Source organism: Mesorhizobium sp. M0601 (genome assembly GCF_040320845.1).
Lineage (GTDB): Bacteria > Pseudomonadota > Alphaproteobacteria > Rhizobiales > Rhizobiaceae > Mesorhizobium.
Map to the genome: position 1 here is coordinate 451,459 of NZ_JAMYQK010000001.1, position 17,400 is coordinate 468,858.

Sequence of the window (17,400 nt, forward strand, 5' to 3'; positions counted from 1 at the left end):
CTAACGCGCCGCCCGCGTGTGGCGGCCGAGATAATCTTCCACCATTTTCAGGTCGGATGGAAGTACCGTGTATTTTTCCTCGGCACTCATCAACCCGCCTAGCCATGCAGGCAGGGCAGGCGACACGCCGCTGGCGGCTTCGACGGCGGCGGGAAACTTTGCCGGGTGCGCAGTGCCCAGCACCACCATCGGCACCTCACCCGCAGCCTTGCCGGCGGCCACATGCACGGCCGCGGCGGTATGCGGGTCGAGCAGATAGCCGCTCGCCGCAAGTGTGGTGCGGATGGTGGCGGCGACCTCGTCCATGGTGGCGCGGCCGGCGTCGAATTCGGAGCGGATCTTGGCGATTTCGCCGGCCTCGATGGTGAAGGCGCCGGACTGCTTGAGTCCGTTCATGTAGCGCCGCACGGCCGAGGCATCGCGGCCGGACGCTTCGAACAGCAAGCGTTCGAAGTTCGAAGACACCTGGATGTCCATCGAGGGGGACGTGGTCGAAAAGACCCCCTTCATGCGGTATTCGCCGGTTGCCAGCGTGCGCGCCAGAATATCGTTGTCGTTGGTGGCGATGATCAGCCGTTCGATCGGCAGCCCCATCTTCTTGGCGGCATAGCCGGCGAAGATGTCGCCGAAATTGCCGGTCGGCACGGTGAAGGAAACCGGCCTGTCGGGCGCGCCGAGCGACAGCGCGGAGGAGAAATAATAGACGATCTGGGCCATGATGCGGGCCCAGTTGATCGAGTTGACGCCGGACAGCGATACCCGGTCACGAAAACCGTGGTCGTTGAACATGTCCTTTACCAGGCTCTGGCAGTCGTCGAAATTGCCTTCGATCGCCAACGCATGGACGTTTGCGGCGGTCGAGGTCGTCATCTGCCGCTGCTGTACCGGCGAGACGCGGCCGTGCGGGAAAAGCACGAAGATGTCGGTGCGGTTGCGCCCGGCAAAGGCATCGATGGCGGCCCCTCCGGTGTCGCCGGAGGTGGCGCCGACAATGGTGGCGCGCTGGTCACGCTCGGCCAGCACATGGTCCATCAGCCGTGCAAGAAGCTGCATCGCCACGTCCTTGAAAGCGAGCGTCGGGCCGTGGAAGAGCTCGAGCACGAAGCTGTTCGGCCCGGTCTGCACCAGCGGGCAGACGGCCTCATGGCGGAAGGTTGCATAGGCTTCGCGCACCAGCCGTTCGAACACCGGCGCCGCGATCTCGCCGCCCAGGAACGGCGACAGCACGCGGATGGCAAGATCGGGATAGGCAAGGCCGCGCATGGCGCGGATCTCGGCTGCGGAAAAATGCGGCCAGGCGCTCGGCAGGTAGAGCCCGCCGTCGCGCGCCAGTCCGGCCAGCACCGCGTCGGAAAATCCAAGCGCGGGCGCTTCCCCGCGGGTACTCACATATTGCATCGTCAAGTTTCCATTGCTGCCGGGAATTTTCGCCCGCCGCGAGGTGGTGGATTTCTGCGCTGGATCAGTCGCATTTTTGCCGCGCGGTTGATATACGTCACCGGCTTTGCGAGAGGGAAGTGCAGTCCATGGCGTTTCATTCATTCAACGGTCGTTTTGTCGCGGGTGTGGCGCTCACCGGCTTTATGCTTGCCGCCGCAGGTTGCCAATCGAGCGACAATGGAATTCTCGGCTTCGGCAAAAAGGATGCGACACCGCCACCGCCACCCGATCCCAAGGTGCTTTCCAGCCAGCTGCAGGCCTATTGCCCGAAAGTGACGTTGCGTGACGGCACCGCCTTCTTCAATACCTACGCCAAGAGCGGTCCGAAGCCGAAGAAAAAAACCGATGTTGCCGCCGAGGAAGCCGCCCAGCCGGCAGCGGACGCGGCAGGCGTCGATCAGCCGGACGATTCCGCCAAGATCATCTATCAGGCTTCGATCACCGATGTGACCCGCGACTGCAGCCGCGCCAACGGCTCCTTGTCGATGAAGATAGCCGTCGCCGGCAAGGTCGTGCCTGGCCCGATGTTCACCCCCGGGACCATCACCATGCCGATCCGCATCGCGGTGATGCACGGCACCGAAGTTCTCTATTCGCAGCTTCACTCCTATCAGGTCCAGGTTACCGATCCTTCGAGTGCCACGCAGTTCGTCTTCACCGATTCCAACGTCGTCGTTCCGGAGCCGACGGCGAAGGACTACCAGGCATATGCCGGGTATGACGAGGGCGCTCCGAAAGTAGCGACAGACAAGCCGAGGAAGAAGAAAGCCGCCGCGACCAACTAAGCCGCTGCATTCGTGCCACGGCGGTTGGAGGCGGCCTCTCAGGCGTCCGCCGACCATTCCGACAGCGCGGCGATCACGCTTTTCAGCTCCGCCCAGCGGCGGATGACCGTTTCCGCGCCGGCCTCGGTCAGCGCATCGGCGTGGCCGGGATAGCTGTGCGCCGCGCCGGTGAAGCCGATGACGCGCATTCCCGCCGTCTTGGCGCCGGTGACGCCATGCACCGAATCCTCGATGACAAAGGTGTTCGCAGGATCGGCCTTGAGCTTTTCCGCGGCGAACCGAAACACGTCCGGCGCCGGCTTGGTTTTCCCGGTCGGAGTTTCCAGCGAGGAAAAGATACGGCCGGCAAAGAACGGCAAAAGCTGCACCTTCTCCAGCATGAATTCGATCCGCTCCGAGCGCGAATTCGAACAGACGCAGCGCGGCACTGCTACCGCGGCGACAGCCTCGTGCGCCCCGTCGATGGCACGCACGTCGCTGCGCAGCCTACGATCGACCAGCTGTTCCTCCTTGTCGATCAGCGAGGCCTGGAACGGGATCCGGGACTTTTCCTCGACCCGCATCATGATGTCCTTGAAAGTCAACCCGGCATAGACCTCGGAAATCTCCTCGGCCGATATCTCGTAGCCGGCCGAGGTCAACAGCTCGGCATCGATCCGCGCGGCGATGATTTCGGAATCGACGAGCACGCCGTCGCAATCGAAGATGACAAGGTCTGGCTGGGGCATGGTGATCCGGAAAGCGGGATGAAGGGAATGCCGAGGGCTTTTTGGTCCAAACGGCTCAGGCGGCGCGGCATACACCAACAGGCCGGGCTTCGCAAATTCGGCGGGCTGCTTCACTGAATATTTACGCTGATCGGTAACCATAACGGACAGTAAACAGTAACGCGTGCCTTGGGTGTCACAATGTCTGCCGTGCGTCTTCTCGACGAGCTTTCCGATGTTCCCCAGCAATCCGAGTGGCTGGATACGATCCTGAAGGGCGACTGCGTCGCCGCGCTCGAACGGCTGCCGGAAAAGTCGATCGACGTGATCTTCGCCGATCCGCCCTATAATTTGCAGCTCGATGGCGATCTGCACCGGCCCGATCAATCCAAGGTCGATGCCGTCGACGACCATTGGGACCAGTTCGACAGTTTTGAGGCCTACGACGCCTTCACCCGCGCCTGGCTGCTGGCGGCGCGCCGTGTGTTGAAGCCCAACGGCACGATCTGGGTTATCGGCTCCTACCACAATATTTTCAGGGTCGGCGCCAAGATGCAGGACCTGGGCTTCTGGATCCTCAACGACGTCGTCTGGCGCAAGACCAATCCAATGCCGAATTTCCGTGGCCGCCGTTTCCAGAACGCGCATGAGACGATGATCTGGGCATCGCGCGACCAGAAGGGCAAGGGTTACACATTCAACTACGAGGCGCTGAAGGCGTCGAACGACGACGTCCAGATGCGCTCGGACTGGCTGTTTCCGATCTGCACCGGCGGCGAGCGCCTGAAGAACGACAATGGTGACAAATTGCATCCGACGCAGAAGCCGGAAGCGTTGCTTGCCCGCGTCATGACGGCATCGACCAGGCCGGGCGACATCGTGCTCGACCCGTTCTTCGGTTCAGGCACCACCGGGGCTGTGGCCAAGCGGCTTGGCCGCCACTTCGTCGGCATCGAGCGCGAACAAACCTATATCGATGCCGCCATGGAACGTATCGATGCGGTCCGGCCGCTGGAAGGCGCCAATTTGACGGTACTGACCGGCAAGCGCGCCGAGCCGCGCGTCGCCTTCGTCACCCTTCTCGACAATGGCCTGGTGGCGCCAGGCGCCACGCTCTACGACGCCAAGAAGCGCTGGGCGGCAAAAGTGCGCGCCGACGGCACGCTGGCCATCGGCGACAGTGCCGGGTCGATCCACAAGATCGGCGCCGAGGTGCAGGGGCTGGACGCCTGCAACGGATGGACCTTCTGGCATTATGAGCGCAGCGGCGGCCTGACCCCGATCGACGAGCTTCGCCGCATTGCTCGGCTAGGCATGGAGCGGGCGGGCGCCTGACGGCTTCCGAGTTGCGGCAGATCGGTTAATGCGAAGGCTCAACCAACTCCTGGAACCGATTCAAATCACACTTTGATCCCAAGACTCTCAAGGTCCGCCCTGAGCGTCTTTGCATCGGTGAACAGCACCGACTGCCAGCCCGCCGCCTTGGCGCCGTCGACGTTCTTCTGGCTGTCGTCGATGAACAGCGTCGCTGACGGCTCGAGGCTGAACGCGGCGACGTGGTGGTCATAGATGGCGCGATCCGGCTTGATCTGGCGGATGTCGCCGGAAACGGTGACGCCGCGCGGCCGATTGAGGAAATCGAAGCGCTCGCGGGCCTCGGCGAGCGTATCTGCAGCGAAATTGGTGAGCATCGTCACGTCATGGCCGCTGTCGATCAGGCCGATCATGATGGCGACGCTGTCCTCATAGGCGTGAGGCACCATCTCGTGCCAGTGCCGGCGGAAATTGCGGATATTTTCGGCGTGCTCGGGATATTGCGCGATCGCCAGCGCTTCGGCCTCTTCCCAACTGCGGCCGCGATCCTGCTCGATGTTCCAATCATGCGTGCAGACATTGTCGAAGAACCATTTCCGTTCGTCGGGATCGGGGATCAAGCGACTGAAGGGCAGGTCCGGATCATAGTGGATCAGCACTTTGCCGATGTCGAAAACGATGTGGCGGATTTCAGTCATTCTTCTCTCTTTCAACGCGGCCGCTGCTTTTTCGTCGCGCCCGGTATCGCCGCTTCGATTACCTTTTTCATGACGCTCGGCAGCGCTTCCCCGGAAATTTCATGGGCCAGCGACCAGAAATGCCCGACCGGGGCGGCAACGTCGGTCTCCGCCTTGAACACGTCGAGTTCAAGCGCAAAATGGGTAAAGATATGGCCGATGCGTCCGGCCTGCTGCCAGTTGCCGGGGAGCGGGGCCGCCGCTTCCGTGGTAGCGCCGTCTATGCGCGCCGTCCAGCCGGTCGTCGGCACCTCAGTCATGCCGCCGAGCAGGCCTTTGTCCGCGCGCTTGCGCAGAAGGATGGCGCCGTCGCACCTGACGGCAACGAAGGCGGCACCGCGGCGTAAGGGTCTTTCGGCCTTGGGCAGGCGGACCGGAAAGCGTTCGGGGTCGCCCGAGATCGTGGCGCTGCAATTCTCGCGAACGGGGCAGAGCATGCAGCGGGGCCGTCGCGGCGTGCAGATCGTCGCGCCCAGGTCCATCATCGCCTGCGCGAAGTCGCCGGGCCTTGTCGGGGGAACCATGCGTTCGACCTGGCCGCGTATCTCGCCCTTGGCCTCGCCCAGCGGCGTGGCGATCGAAAACAGCCGTGAGACGACCCGTTCGACATTGCCGTCGACGACCGCGGCTGGTCGGTCGAAGGCGATCGCTGCGATCGCCGCCGCCGTATAGGCGCCGATGCCGGGCAGTTCCTTCAAGGCGGACTCGCTGTCCGGAAAGCGGCCGCCTTGCCGCGCGACGAGATCGGCACAGGCTTTGAGGTTACGGGCGCGGGAATAATAGCCGAGCCCGGCCCAGGCCTTCATGACGTCTTCGGTCGGTGCCGCCGCCAGCGCCTGGACCGTTGGCCATTTCTGCACGAACGCCCGAAAATAGGATTTTACCGCCTCGACCGTGGTTTGCTGCAGCATCACCTCGGAAAGCCAGACCAGATAGGGATCGGGCCGCGCCCCGCCCGCCAGCGCGCGCGGTGAAACGCGCCAGGGCAAGTCGCGGTGATGCGCGTCGTACCAGGCAAGCAGCCGGGAGGCGATCTCGACATTGTCTCCGGATACGGCCTTGCGGGTCTGGTCGTGCAGTGCCATTGATCGAGGGTCGGCCCTAATCCATTAGTGCTGAAGCTGGAGAACGCAAATGGCAGGGAAAAGGCCCTTCGGCAATCCCGTTCCGGTGAGCGATCTCGCAACCGAGATCCTCGACCCAGTGCTGCGCAAACGGGCCGGTATGTCGATCGGACTGGTCCAGTCATGGGAAGAAATTGCTGGGCCGCGGCTTGCCGGCCGCTCGCGCCCGGAAAAGATCCAGTGGCCGCGCCGCATGCACGAGGACGATCCTTTCGAACCGGCGGTGCTGGTGGTTGCCTGCGAGGGCGTGGCGGCGCTGCATCTGCAGCACGAGACCGGCGAGATCATCAACCGGGTCAATGCCTTCCTCGGTTTCAATGCGATCGGCCGGATCAGGATCGTGCAGAAGCCGGTAATGGCGGGCAAGGACAAGCCGAAACCCAGTTTGCGGCCATTGACTGCGGCCGAGAAAGCGAAGCTGTCGGGCACCGTTGGTTTGATCGAGGACGGCGGGCTGCGCGCCTCGCTAGAGCGGCTTGGCGCCACCATTCTCGGTCAAAAGAAACCGTGATCTCGCGCTATCGTGATGGTATGCCCGGATTTGGCGATTGGAATAGGGGCGGTAATGCCTTAATTCGCGCCAACTCTCGCTTTTTGTAGACTTTGCATTGCAAAATCCAACTATTGCCAGGTGATTCGTATGATCCGTTCCTTGTCCCGCAGAAACCTTTTGACTTCGCTGGTCGCAATACCAGCGGTGGCGCTGCTTGCCGCCTGCAGCGACTCGGGCGAGAAAGCCGAGGCGCAGGATGTGAAGCCTGCGGCTCCGGAACCTGCGAAGCCGGCCGCTCCGGCCGCTCCGGCCGCCGCGGCGGCGCCGGAGGCTCAGGGCACGGTCGATATGGCAGCACTGCTGAAGCCCGGCGCATTGCCCGACATGCAACTCGGCAAGGACGATGCAAAGGTCACCATAGTCGAATATGCATCGATGACCTGCCCGCATTGCGCGCATTTCGCCGAGACCACTTTTCCGGAGCTGAAGACGAAATATATCGACACCGGCAAGGCCCGTTACATACTGCGCGAGTTTCCGTTCGATCCCAGCGCGGAGGCCGGTTTCATGCTGGCGCGATGCTCCAAGGACAACTATTTCCCGATGGTCGATGTGCTGTTCAGGCAGCAGGCGAACTGGGTTGGTGTGAACAATACCAAGGACGCGCTGCTGCAAATCGCCAAGCTTGCCGGTTTTACACAGGAGTCCTTCGAGGCCTGCTTGACGGACCAGAAACTTCTGGACGATGTGAGATCCGTCCAGAAGCGCGGCGCCGACGAATTCAAGGTCGATTCCACACCGACCTTTTTCATCAACGGAAAGACCTACAAAGGGGCGATGTCGATTGCGGAAATGTCGGCCATCATCGACCCTCTGCTCTGACGTTTCGGCAGCGCCGAAGCGGCGTCGCTTCGGCGTACGCACTTCTTTGTCTTGCCGCGGGGTCTCCTTGCAAAACCGCGGAACAGCGTTGCGAAACTTGGCTATGGGCCGGCGCGAATGAAGTTCTCGCGCCTTCGCCTGCTCGGCTTCAAATCCTTCGTCGAACCCGGCGAGTTCGTCATCGAACGCGGCCTGACCGGCATAGTCGGGCCGAACGGCTGCGGCAAGTCGAACCTGGTCGAGGCGCTGCGCTGGGTTATGGGCGAAAGCTCCTACAAGAACATGCGTGCGTCCGGCATGGACGACGTCATCTTTTCCGGCTCGGGAACGCGTCCGGCCCGCAACACCGCCGAAGTCACGCTGTTCCTCGACAATAGCGACCGCACCGCGCCGTCCGCCTTCAACGACGCCGATGAGTTGCAGGTCTCGCGCCGCATCGAGCGCGAGGCCGGCTCGCTCTACCGCATCAACGGCAAGGAGGCTCGCGCCAAGGACGTGCAGCTGCTGTTCGCCGACCAGTCGACCGGCGCCCGCTCGCCCTCGATGGTCGGCCAGGGCCGCATCGGCGAGCTGATCCAGGCAAAGCCGCAAGCGCGCCGCGCGCTGCTGGAAGAGGCGGCCGGAATTTCCGGCCTGCATACGCGCCGCCACGAAGCCGAGCTGCGGCTGAAGGCGGCGGAACAGAACCTCGAAAGGCTGGACGACGTCGTCGGCGAGCTGGAAAGCCAGATTGAAAGCCTGAAACGCCAGGCTCGCCAGGCCTCGCGCTTCAAGAACCTGTCGGCCGACATCCGCAAGGCCGAAGCGACGCTGCTGCATCTGCGCTGGACGCTGGCCAAGACGCAGGAAGGGGAAGCGCGTTCGGCGCTGGCGATTGCCACCGCGCTGGTCGGCGACCGTGCCGCCGCCCAGATGGCTGCCGTCAGGGAACAAGGTATCAACGCCCACCGGCTGCCGGACTTGCGCGATGCGGAAGCCGCTGCCGCCGCCGCCTTCCAGCGTCTGTCGATCGCCAAGGCGCAGATCGAGGAAGAGGCGGGCCGCATCCGCGCCCGCCAGGCAGAGCTCGACCGCCGACTGCAACAGCTCGATGGCGACCTTGCCCGTGAGGAGCGCATGGTCCGCGATAATGCGGATATCCTCGAACGCCTCGCCGCCGAAGAAGCCGCGCTCAATGCCGAAAACGCCGGCGCCGCCGAGCGCGAGGCCAGCACCCGCGCGGCTTTCGAGCAGGCGGCATCGACGCTTGCCTCGAGCGAGGTCAGGCTCGCCGCGCTGACCGCCGAACGGGCGGAGGCTGCCGCCTCGCGCAACCAGATCGAACGGACGCTGCGCGACACCGCTGAGCGCCGCGACCGCTTTGCCCGCCAGCTTGCCGATGTCGACCGCGAACTGTCGGAGATCGTCTCCAGGGTCGCCGGCCTGCCCGATCCCGCCGAGAAGCGGCTACTGGTCGATCAGGCGCTGGCGCTGCTCGAAAAGGCCGAGGCAGCCGCCATTGCCGCCGAACAGGCGGTCGCCGAGGCGCGTGCAGACGAAAGTGCTGCCCGCCCACCGGTTCAGGACACAAAGGCCGAGCTGGCGCGGATCGAAACCGAGGCCCGCACGCTGGCCAAGATCCTCAACGCCGCCAGCGGCGATCTATTTCCCTCGGTGCTGGAGCAGATCAGCGTCGAGCGTGGCTACGAGACGGCGCTGGGTGCCGCGCTTGGCGAAGATCTCGACGTGCCGCTCGACCGCAGTGCGCCGGTGCATTGGGGCCAGAGCGAAATCCAGCCTGCCGACGCCGCATTGCCCGAAGGCATAAGGAGCCTCGCCAGCGTTGTGCGTGCGCCGGCACAGCTGGCCCGCAGGCTGGCCCAGATCGGCATTGTCGAAGCCGCCGACGGAAGACGGCTGCAGACGCTGCTTGCTCCCGGTCAACGGCTGGTCAGCCGCGAAGGCGCGCTCTGGCGTTGGGACGGCTTCACCGCCAGCGCCGATGCCCCGACCGCCGCCGCGCAGCGGCTGGCGCAGAAAAACCGGCTGGCCGAGCTCGATGCCGAAGTAGTCCATGCCACGCGCGCCCTGCGCGAAGCTGAACAAGCCCTTGCCCGGGCCGAACAGGCGCGTGCCCAGGCGAGCGAGGCCGAACGCAACGCCCGACAGGCCGGACGCGATGCCCAGCACGGGCTCGATGCTGCCCGCAATACGCTGGCCGAGGCCGAAAGAGCCGGCGGCGAGCTGTCGAGCCGGCGTGCAGCACTTGACGAGGCGCGCGCACGCATTGTCGACAGCCATGAGGAAACGGCGGCGGCATTCGTCGAGGCGGAAATGCTGCTGCAGGACGCGCCCGATCTCGGCGATCTGCAATTGCAGCTCGAGCAGTCGGCGGCCAACGTCGCCCGCGACCGCGCCGCCCTTGCCGATGCGCGTGCCGTTCACGAGGGCCTGAGGCGGGAAGCCGAGGCACGTGCGCGTCGGCTCGATGCCATCGGCGCGGAACGGTGCAACTGGGTGGAGCGAGCCGAAAACGCCTCGACACAGATCGCGGCGCTCGGCGAACGCAAGGCGGAGGCCGAGGCCGAGCGCGAGCAACTGGCCGACGCCCCCGACGAGATCGACGCCAAGCGGCGCGCCCTGCTGTCGCAACTCGCCGAGGCCGAAAGCCTGCGCAAGGCGGCGGGCGACCGCTTGCAGGAAGCGGAGAACCGCCAGTCCGAGCTGGACAAGGCTGCGACTGCTGCCATCCAGTCGCTGGCCGAGGCGCGCGAATCCCGCGTTCGCGCCGAAGAGCGGCTGACCGCCGCCGACGAGCGTCGGCTGGAAGTCGAGGCGCGCATCCAGGAAACGCTGAACACGCCGCCGCATCTGGTTATCCGCCACACCGGCCTCGAACCCGACAGCCCGATGCCCGAAATGGCCGAGATCGAGCGTCAGCTCGACCGGCTGAAGGTCGAACGCGAACGGCTCGGTGCCGTCAATCTGCGCGCCGAGGAGGAGCAGAAGGAACTGTCGGACCGGCTGGAGACCATCGTCTCCGAGCGCGACGACATCATCGAGGCGATCCGGAAGCTGCGACAGGCGATCCATAGCCTGAACCGCGAAGGCCGCGAGCGGCTGCTCGCCGCCTTCGAGGTGGTCAACGGCCATTTTCAACGGCTGTTTTCGCATCTGTTCGGCGGCGGCACCGCCGAGCTGCAACTGATCGAGTCCGACGATCCGCTCGAAGCGGGGCTCGAGATCCTGGCGCGTCCGCCCGGCAAGAAGCCGCAGACGATGACGCTGCTGTCCGGCGGCGAGCAGGCGTTGACGGCGATGTCGCTGATCTTCGCCGTGTTCCTGACCAACCCGGCGCCGATCTGCGTGCTCGACGAAGTCGACGCGCCGCTCGATGACCACAATGTCGAGCGTTTCTGCAATCTGATGGACGAAATGGCCGCAACCACCGAAACGCGCTTCGTCATCATCACACACAACCCGATCACCATGGCGCGCATGGACCGGCTGTTTGGGGTGACCATGGCCGAGCAAGGCGTCAGCCAACTGGTGTCGGTTGACCTGCAGGCGGCCGAAGCCATGCGCGAGGCAAGCTGACGCATCAGCTTAATGGTGGTCTCCACCTCGGCTTTCGACTATAGCACGACAAAATGGGCCGGATCTGCCGCTCCAGATACCGGCCCGGCTATGCGCGTGGAGAAGCTTGTTGCCTATACTTGTCACCGGAGCCGCGGGGTTCATTGGCAGCCACGTTTGCCACCATCTGCTCGACCGGGGAGAAGCGGTCGTCGGCGTCGACAACATGAACGACTATTACGACCTGGCGCTCAAAAAGGGGCGGCTTGCCGGCCTTCTGCCCCATAAGGATTTTTCGTTCCACCAGATCGATATTGCCGAACAGGGCGCGCTTGCAGCCGCTTTGGCCGGGCAAGGCATCGTTAGGATCGTGCACCTTGCCGCGCAGGCGGGCGTGCGCCACTCACTCGACAATCCGCGGCTCTATATCCGCTCCAATGTCATGGGCCACCTCGAAGTGCTCGAATTCTGTCGCGCCGAACCGGCATTCGAGCATCTGGTCTATGCCTCGTCGAGCTCGGTGTATGGCGGCAACCGCAGCGTGCCGTTCAGCGAAGCCGATCAGGTCGACAAGCCCGTTTCGCTTTACGCCGCCACCAAGAAAACCGATGAGTTGATGAGCCACACCTACGCCCATCTGTTCGGCATACCGCAGACCGGCCTGCGGTTTTTCACGGTCTACGGTCCCTGGGGCCGTCCCGACATGGCCTATTGGATGTTCACCCAGGCGATGCTCAAGGGCAAGCCGATCCGGGTCTTCAACAATGGCGAAATGTGGCGCGATTTCACCTACATAGACGATGTTGTGAAGGCGGTTGTCGCCGTGCTCGACAAGCCGCCGGCGGCTGACGTTCCGCCGAACAGGCTCTACAATGTCGGCAACAACCGGCCGGTGCGTCTGGGCGACTTCATCGACATTCTGGAAAGGCTGCTCAAGGTCAAGGCAATCCGCCACAACGAGCCGATGCAGGCGAGCGACGTCGAGAAGACCTACGCCGACATGACCGCGCTGGAGCGGGATTTCGGCTTCAGGCCTAGCGTTTCGATAGAGGACGGGCTGAAGAGGTTTGTCGACTGGTACCGGCCGTACTCGAAGCAGTGATTTGCACCGCTCGCCGTGATGCCTTCAAGCTGACATCTGAAGTGGGGCGCAAGTCGGTCCGCAAAAAGCATCATTTTGTCCTAACATCCTGTTAACCACATGCTCGCTGAAACGTATCCGATTAACCTTTGAGGCGCTTATGACCGCTATGTTTCGTGGCTTGCTGTTCAGTATGAGCTGGGTGGATGTGCGGATTCGGGGGCTATTTCGGTTCAGTCCGGGATGCGGAAGCTTTGCTTGCGCGCATGACGTCTGCGATCGCCCATCGCGGGCCGGATGAACAAGGGAAATTCGTAGCGCCCGAGGCTGGACTTGGGCATGCGCGGCTGTCGGTGATTGGGATTGGTGATGGCCAGCAGCCGATGTCCGACGAAACCGGCGATTTGACGGTTGCGTTCAACGGCGAGATCTTCAACTACGTGGAATTGCGCGAAGGGCTGCTGGCCAAGGGCCGACGCTTCCGCACGTCGAGCGACACAGAGGTTCTCCTGCAGCTGTATGACGAGATGGGCGAAGACTGTCTGTCGCTCCTGAACGGTGATTTCGCCTTCGCGATTTGGGATAACCGGCGGCGGCGGATGGTGCTTGCAAGAGACCGCATGGGTGTTCGGCCGCTGTTCTACACCAGCAAGGACGGGGTGCTCTACTTTGCGTCGGAGATAAAGGCCCTGCTGACGGTACCCGGCGTCTCGGCCGAAATCGATCCAATTGCACTCGACCAGATCTTTACGCTGTGGGCGCCGATCGCTCCACGCACGGCTTTCCGCAACATCCACGAGCTGGAGCCGGCAAGCGTGATGATCGCGACACAGGGGCAAGTCACGGTCAAACCATATTGGCACCTAGACTACCCGTATCCGGATAGGCCATCGAAGATCACCAATGAGGACGACGCGGCCGAGGAACTGCAGGCCCTGTTGACCGACGCGGTGAGGCTTCGCATGCGCGCCGACGTGCCGGTCGGTTCTTACCTTTCGGGCGGGCTCGATTCATCCCTCGTTTCGGCACTCGCGGCCGGCATGACTCCTCTTAAGCTGCAGACATTTTCCGTGACGTTCGACAGCGGCGAGCATGACGAAAGCGCCTTCCAGACCGAAATGGCGTCAGCACTTGGCACACGCCATCGAACCATTGCGTGTCGTGCCGGCGATATCGCCGGTGCGTTTCCCGAAGTCATCCGCTTTACCGAGCGGCCGATCATCCGCACGGCCCCAGCCCCCCTCTATCAACTGTCCGGCCTCGTTCGCCAGGCCGGTTTGAAAGTAGTGCTGACAGGCGAAGGCGCCGACGAGGTCTTTGCCGGCTATGATGTCTTCAAGGAAGCGCGGGTTCGCCGTTTCTGCGCGCGACAGCCGGCATCGCGCATAAGGCCACAACTGTTCCGCAAGCTTTATCCCTATCTGCCGGGCCTGCAACAGCAGTCCGTGGAGTACCTGGCTGCGTTCTTCGGAACCGGCAGCGCTGCCCTGGACGATCCGCTGTTCTCGCATCGGCCGCGTTTCAAGACCACATCAGCGGCGAAGATGTTCTTTTCCGGTGACCTGCGCGCGACATTGAAGGGGTATGACGCAGCCGAGGACCTGGCCAGCCGGTTGCCTGAGGCGTTTTCCCGGTGGCATCCGCTGCATCAGGCGCAATATCTAGAAACCCGCTTCCTCCTGCCGGGCTACATCCTCTCCAGCCAGGGCGATCGCATGGCCATGGCGCACGGTATCGAAGGGCGGTTCCCCTTCCTTGACCATCGCTTGGTGGAGTTTGCGGCAAGACTTCCGCCGGAGATGAAGCTGAAGGGACTGGTGGAAAAACACATATTGCGCAAAGCTGCCAAGCACCTGCTTCCGACGGCCATCCGCGAGCGCACCAAACAGCCTTACCGGGCGCCGGAAGCCCGCTCCTTCGTGGGAGCCGGAGAATTGGACTACGTACGCGACTCGCTGAGCGAGGCGAGTATCGCCTCCGGAGGACTATTCAACGCCAAGGCGGTGGCGAACCTGCACGAGAAATGCCGCTTGCAGCCAGCGTCCGGATTCCGCGACAATGCGGCTTTCGTCGGCATTTTGTCGGCGCAACTGTGGCAGAAGATTTTCACCGGCGAAAAGGTCGGTGAAGCACGAGCGGCCTGAGAAATCGAGGGAATGAAAAATCATGGTAGCAATCAAGGACAAGGTCAAAACCTTTATCGTCGACAACTTCCTGTTCGGCGACACGTCCTACGAGCTTGCAGACACCGCATCACTGATCGAGAACGGCATCATCGACTCGACGGCCGTGTTGGAGCTAGTGGCATTCATAGAGGATGATTTTGGCATAGCGATGGTCGATGCCGACATCGTACCGGCCAATCTGGATTCGATTGACCGTATCTCAGCCTTCGTCAAGGCAAAAGCAGAAGCGCTGGCAGCATAGGCGCCATCGGTGAGGAGCGTCCGTGCGGATCGAACATTTTCTGACGGCGAAGGCCGCTGCCCATCCAGCCAAAACGGCATTGATCACCGAGCACAAAAGGCTGTGCTACAAAGAGCTGGACGATCTCTCGAGCCGCTTGGCCGCCGCCCTTTTTTTGAATGGCGTCAGGCGCGACGACCGGGTGCTGATCTTCATGGACAATTGCTGGGAGGCTGCGGTTTCGATTTTCGCAGTTCTTAAAGCAGGCGCGACTTTCAGTCCGATCAACGCATCCACCAAGGCCGAAAAGCTAGCCTACATCATCGCCGATTGCGATGCCGCCGCGATCCTCACGCAAGCAAGACTGATGCCCGTGGTCGCCGAGGCGTCCGGATCCTCCGGCGAGACGTCCTCCGGCAAGACCGGCATCTTCGTGGCTTCCACCGTTGCTGCCGATAGCCAATGCCCGGCAGGGGCCACATCCCTGGCGGAGTGCTTGACGGTCCAAGTCAGGGAGATTGACCATCGCGGCGTTGACGTCGATCTTGCGATGTTGATCTACACCTCGGGCTCGACCGGCCGGCCCAAGGGTGTGATGATGACGCACCGCAATTGCGACGCGGCGGCCGACTCCATCACCAACTACCTGCGCAACTCGCCCGACGACATCATCTTGAATGTTCTGCCCCTCGCTTTCGACTACGGCCTCTATCAATTGCTGATGGCCGTCAGGCTCGGCGCCACGCTCGTGCTCGAGAAGTCCTTCGCTTTTCCCCAGGCGGTCTTTGAACGCATCCGCCAGGAAGGCGTCACCGGGCTTCCGCTCGTGCCCACGATGGCAGCGATGATCCTGCAGTTGAGGGACCTGGCGCCGGGCTTCCTGCCCAGCCTTCGCTATATTTCCAACACGGCGGCTGCCTTGCCGCCGCCTCACATAGAACGCCTTCGGTTCCTTTTCCCCGGTGTCAGGCTCTATTCGATGTATGGCCTGACGGAATGCAAGCGCTGCACCTATCTGCCGCCCGAGGAGCTCGACCGCCGGCCGGGCTCGGTCGGAATAGCCATTCCGAACACCGAAGCCTTTGTCGTCGACGACGAGGGGCAACGGGTGCCGCCGGGCGTAGCGGGTGAGCTGGTCATTCGCGGGCCGCACGTCATGCAGGGTTATTGGCGAAACGAAGCTGCGACGGCACGAGCCCTGCGCCGGGGTCCGAACCCTTGGGAGAAGGTTCTCTACACCGGCGATCTTTTCAGGGCCGATGAGGAAGGCTTTCTTTATTTCGTCGGCCGCAAGGACGACATCATAAAGTCGCGGGGAGAGAAGGTGGCGCCCAAGGAAGTGGAAGCCGTGCTTCACGCTCATCCGGGCATCGCGGAAGCGGTGGTTGTCGGTGTGCCGGATCCCGTGCTCGGGCATGCGATCGGCGCAGTTATAGTACGGTCCGACCCGGCGCTTACCGAAAAGGATATCATACGTCACTGTGCACGCCACCTTGAGGACTTCATGGTCCCCAAGGTCGTCGAGTTCCGCCGCGAGCTGCCGAAGACCGATACCGGCAAGGTCAGCCGTCGGCTTGCGGCAGAAACCATGGAGGCCGCGCAATGAATGTTCGCCCGACCGAGGATGCGCGGACCTTTCTGGCGCAGGCTCTGGCAATCGACCTGATCACCGAAACGGACCGTATCGTAACGGCCTTGCGCCAGCAGTTGCGCGGGATTCGCAAGCGGGGCCTTGTGCTCGGTCTTTCGGGCGGGATCGATTCGAGCGTGTCGGTCGCGTTGGCGGTACGAGCCGTTGGCCCCAAGAATGTGCTTTGCCTGTTCATGCCGGAAAGCGATTCCGATCCTGAAAGTCTGCGGCTCGGCCGCCTCGTCGCCGAAACTTTCGGTGTCGAGGCTGTGACGGAGGATATCGGGCCGATCCTGCGCGCAATGGGCTGCTACAGGCGTCGCGACGCCTTCATCCGCGAATTGGTCCCGGAATACGGCGAAGGCTGGGCTTCGAAGATCGTGATCGCGAACGCCCTTGAGGGCGGGGGCTACAATATCTCGTCCCTGGTGGTGCAAGACCCGGAGGGCAAGCAGACGAAACGGAGAATGCCGCTGCCTGTCTATCTCGGCGTCGTCGCCGCTACCAATATGAAGCAGCGCACCCGCAAGCAGATTGAATACTATCATGCGGATCGCCTGAACTTCGCCGTTCTTGGAACCCCGAACCGGCTGGAATACGATCAGGGTTTCTTCGTGAAGAACGGTGACGGCGCCGCGGACGTCAAGCCGATTGCCCACCTCTATAAAACACAGGTCTATGCGCTTGCGGCCCATCTCGGTATTCCGGAAGAAATCCGCAACCGGCCTCCGACCACCGATACCTACTCGCTGGCGCAGACCCAGGAGGAGTTCTACTTCTCGCTTCCCTATGACCGTATGGATCTTTGCCTTTACGGTCTCAACAACGGCGTGGCGGCTGAGGTGGTGGGGCAGGCGGCGGGGTTGGCCGCCTCACAAGTGGAACACGTCTGGGCCGATATCATCGCCAAACGCAAGGCGACGCGTTATCTGCACATGCGTCCGCAACTCGTCGAGGAAGTCGAAGAACTCGGTACCTGACCTGCTTCGAGACCGGCCACGTCCCAGGCCGCCGTCATGGCCGAGATGGGCGGGAAGTTGCCGTTCGTCTCATCTGCGAGAACGAGCACGTTGCGCCATATCCGGACCCATGCCAGTGATGCCGTGAATGTTAAGTCTCGGCTCCGATGCCGACGTTCCGCCCGAGTTCGAAGACTGACCGCGACCGTTCTGCGGCCTTCGCATCGACAGCGCCAATGAGCGGCGTCCCACATCCCACTCCTTGTGTCCATTGGGAGGGGTCGTTG

General features: G+C 62.9%; 14 protein-coding genes. 10 read left to right on the forward strand and 4 right to left on the reverse strand.

The features are described 5' to 3' along the window. Complete coding sequence (gene thrC, locus NKI41_RS02275) at positions 1 to 1,398, reverse strand: threonine synthase (protein WP_352540097.1); 1,398 nt, start codon at positions 1,396 to 1,398, stop codon at positions 1 to 3. A 128-nt stretch (positions 1,399 to 1,526) separates the two neighbouring features. On the opposite strand from thrC, the gene NKI41_RS02280 reads away from it, so the two are divergent. After that, a complete protein-coding gene (locus NKI41_RS02280) occupies positions 1,527 to 2,225 on the forward strand; it encodes a hypothetical protein (protein ID WP_352540096.1) in 699 nt (232 codons plus the stop codon). 38 nt (positions 2,226 to 2,263) lie between these two features. Here the strand turns inward: NKI41_RS02280 and NKI41_RS02285 are convergent, their stop codons facing one another. Further along, positions 2,264 to 2,953, reverse strand: coding sequence for an HAD family hydrolase (locus tag NKI41_RS02285; protein WP_254818468.1), 690 nt, complete (start codon positions 2,951 to 2,953; stop codon positions 2,264 to 2,266). 180 nt (positions 2,954 to 3,133) lie between these two features. On the opposite strand from NKI41_RS02285, the gene NKI41_RS02290 reads away from it, so the two are divergent. Beyond that, positions 3,134 to 4,267 carry a site-specific DNA-methyltransferase gene (locus tag NKI41_RS02290; RefSeq protein WP_352470643.1) on the forward strand — a complete coding sequence of 378 codons (1,134 nt, stop codon included), beginning with the start codon at positions 3,134 to 3,136 and terminating at the stop codon, positions 4,265 to 4,267. Positions 4,268 to 4,332: 65 nt separating this feature from the next. On the opposite strand, the gene NKI41_RS02295 is transcribed toward NKI41_RS02290, so the two are convergent. Together NKI41_RS02295 and mutY are read right to left on the reverse strand one after the other, a co-directional pair. Beyond that, the gene (locus NKI41_RS02295) at positions 4,333 to 4,944 is read right to left on the reverse strand and encodes an HAD family hydrolase (protein ID WP_352470642.1); all 612 of its coding nucleotides are present in this window, start codon (positions 4,942 to 4,944) and stop codon (positions 4,333 to 4,335) included. Positions 4,945 to 4,955: 11 nt separating this feature from the next. Then, positions 4,956 to 6,068, reverse strand: coding sequence for an A/G-specific adenine glycosylase (mutY, locus tag NKI41_RS02300; RefSeq protein WP_352470641.1), 1,113 nt, complete (start codon positions 6,066 to 6,068; stop codon positions 4,956 to 4,958). A gap of 49 nt (positions 6,069 to 6,117) precedes the next feature. Between mutY and NKI41_RS02305 the strand changes: the two genes are divergently transcribed. From NKI41_RS02305 to nadE, 8 genes are all read left to right on the forward strand, one after another. Then, on the forward strand, positions 6,118 to 6,618 hold the full coding sequence (locus NKI41_RS02305) for a DUF721 domain-containing protein (protein ID WP_352470640.1): 501 nt from the start codon (positions 6,118 to 6,120) through the stop codon (positions 6,616 to 6,618). 129 nt (positions 6,619 to 6,747) lie between these two features. Next, the gene (locus NKI41_RS02310; protein ID WP_352470639.1) at positions 6,748 to 7,482 is read left to right on the forward strand and encodes a DsbA family protein; all 735 of its coding nucleotides are present in this window, start codon (positions 6,748 to 6,750) and stop codon (positions 7,480 to 7,482) included. Between the two features lie 117 nt (positions 7,483 to 7,599). Then, positions 7,600 to 11,058, forward strand: a complete 3,459-nt coding sequence (smc, locus tag NKI41_RS02315) for a chromosome segregation protein SMC (protein ID WP_352681169.1) — start codon at positions 7,600 to 7,602, stop codon at positions 11,056 to 11,058. 109 nt (positions 11,059 to 11,167) lie between these two features. Next, complete coding sequence (locus NKI41_RS02320; protein WP_352681171.1) at positions 11,168 to 12,139, forward strand: NAD-dependent epimerase/dehydratase family protein; 972 nt, start codon at positions 11,168 to 11,170, stop codon at positions 12,137 to 12,139. Positions 12,140 to 12,324: 185 nt separating this feature from the next. Next, positions 12,325 to 14,262 (forward strand): asparagine synthase (glutamine-hydrolyzing), encoded by a 1,938-nt coding sequence (gene asnB, locus NKI41_RS02325; RefSeq protein WP_352470636.1) that lies wholly within the window; start codon positions 12,325 to 12,327, stop codon positions 14,260 to 14,262. Positions 14,263 to 14,281: 19 nt separating this feature from the next. After that, positions 14,282 to 14,545, forward strand: a complete 264-nt coding sequence (locus NKI41_RS02330; RefSeq protein WP_352470706.1) for an acyl carrier protein — start codon at positions 14,282 to 14,284, stop codon at positions 14,543 to 14,545. A 22-nt stretch (positions 14,546 to 14,567) separates the two neighbouring features. After that, complete coding sequence (locus NKI41_RS02335; RefSeq protein ID WP_352470635.1) at positions 14,568 to 16,130, forward strand: class I adenylate-forming enzyme family protein; 1,563 nt, start codon at positions 14,568 to 14,570, stop codon at positions 16,128 to 16,130. Further along, positions 16,127 to 17,134: an NAD(+) synthase gene (gene nadE, locus NKI41_RS02340; RefSeq protein ID WP_352681173.1), complete on the forward strand. Its 1,008-nt coding sequence runs from the start codon at positions 16,127 to 16,129 to the stop codon at positions 17,132 to 17,134. The genes NKI41_RS02335 and nadE overlap by 4 nt, the downstream gene beginning before the upstream one ends. The last annotated feature ends 266 nt before the right edge of the window (positions 17,135 to 17,400 follow it).

Coding starts and splice junctions, on each gene's coding strand:
- thrC (WP_352540097.1), bottom strand. CDS start 1,398: ATGCAATATGTGAGTACCCGCGGGGAAGCGCCCGCGCTTGGATTTTCC.
- NKI41_RS02280 (WP_352540096.1), top strand. CDS start 1,527: ATGGCGTTTCATTCATTCAACGGTCGTTTTGTCGCGGGTGTGGCGCTC.
- NKI41_RS02285 (WP_254818468.1), bottom strand. CDS start 2,953: ATGCCCCAGCCAGACCTTGTCATCTTCGATTGCGACGGCGTGCTCGTC.
- NKI41_RS02290 (WP_352470643.1), top strand. CDS start 3,134: ATGTCTGCCGTGCGTCTTCTCGACGAGCTTTCCGATGTTCCCCAGCAA.
- NKI41_RS02295 (WP_352470642.1), bottom strand. CDS start 4,944: ATGACTGAAATCCGCCACATCGTTTTCGACATCGGCAAAGTGCTGATC.
- mutY (WP_352470641.1), bottom strand. CDS start 6,068: ATGGCACTGCACGACCAGACCCGCAAGGCCGTATCCGGAGACAATGTC.
- NKI41_RS02305 (WP_352470640.1), top strand. CDS start 6,118: ATGGCAGGGAAAAGGCCCTTCGGCAATCCCGTTCCGGTGAGCGATCTC.
- NKI41_RS02310 (WP_352470639.1), top strand. CDS start 6,748: ATGATCCGTTCCTTGTCCCGCAGAAACCTTTTGACTTCGCTGGTCGCA.
- smc (WP_352681169.1), top strand. CDS start 7,600: ATGAAGTTCTCGCGCCTTCGCCTGCTCGGCTTCAAATCCTTCGTCGAA.
- asnB (WP_352470636.1), top strand. CDS start 12,325: ATGTGCGGATTCGGGGGCTATTTCGGTTCAGTCCGGGATGCGGAAGCT.
- nadE (WP_352681173.1), top strand. CDS start 16,127: ATGAATGTTCGCCCGACCGAGGATGCGCGGACCTTTCTGGCGCAGGCT.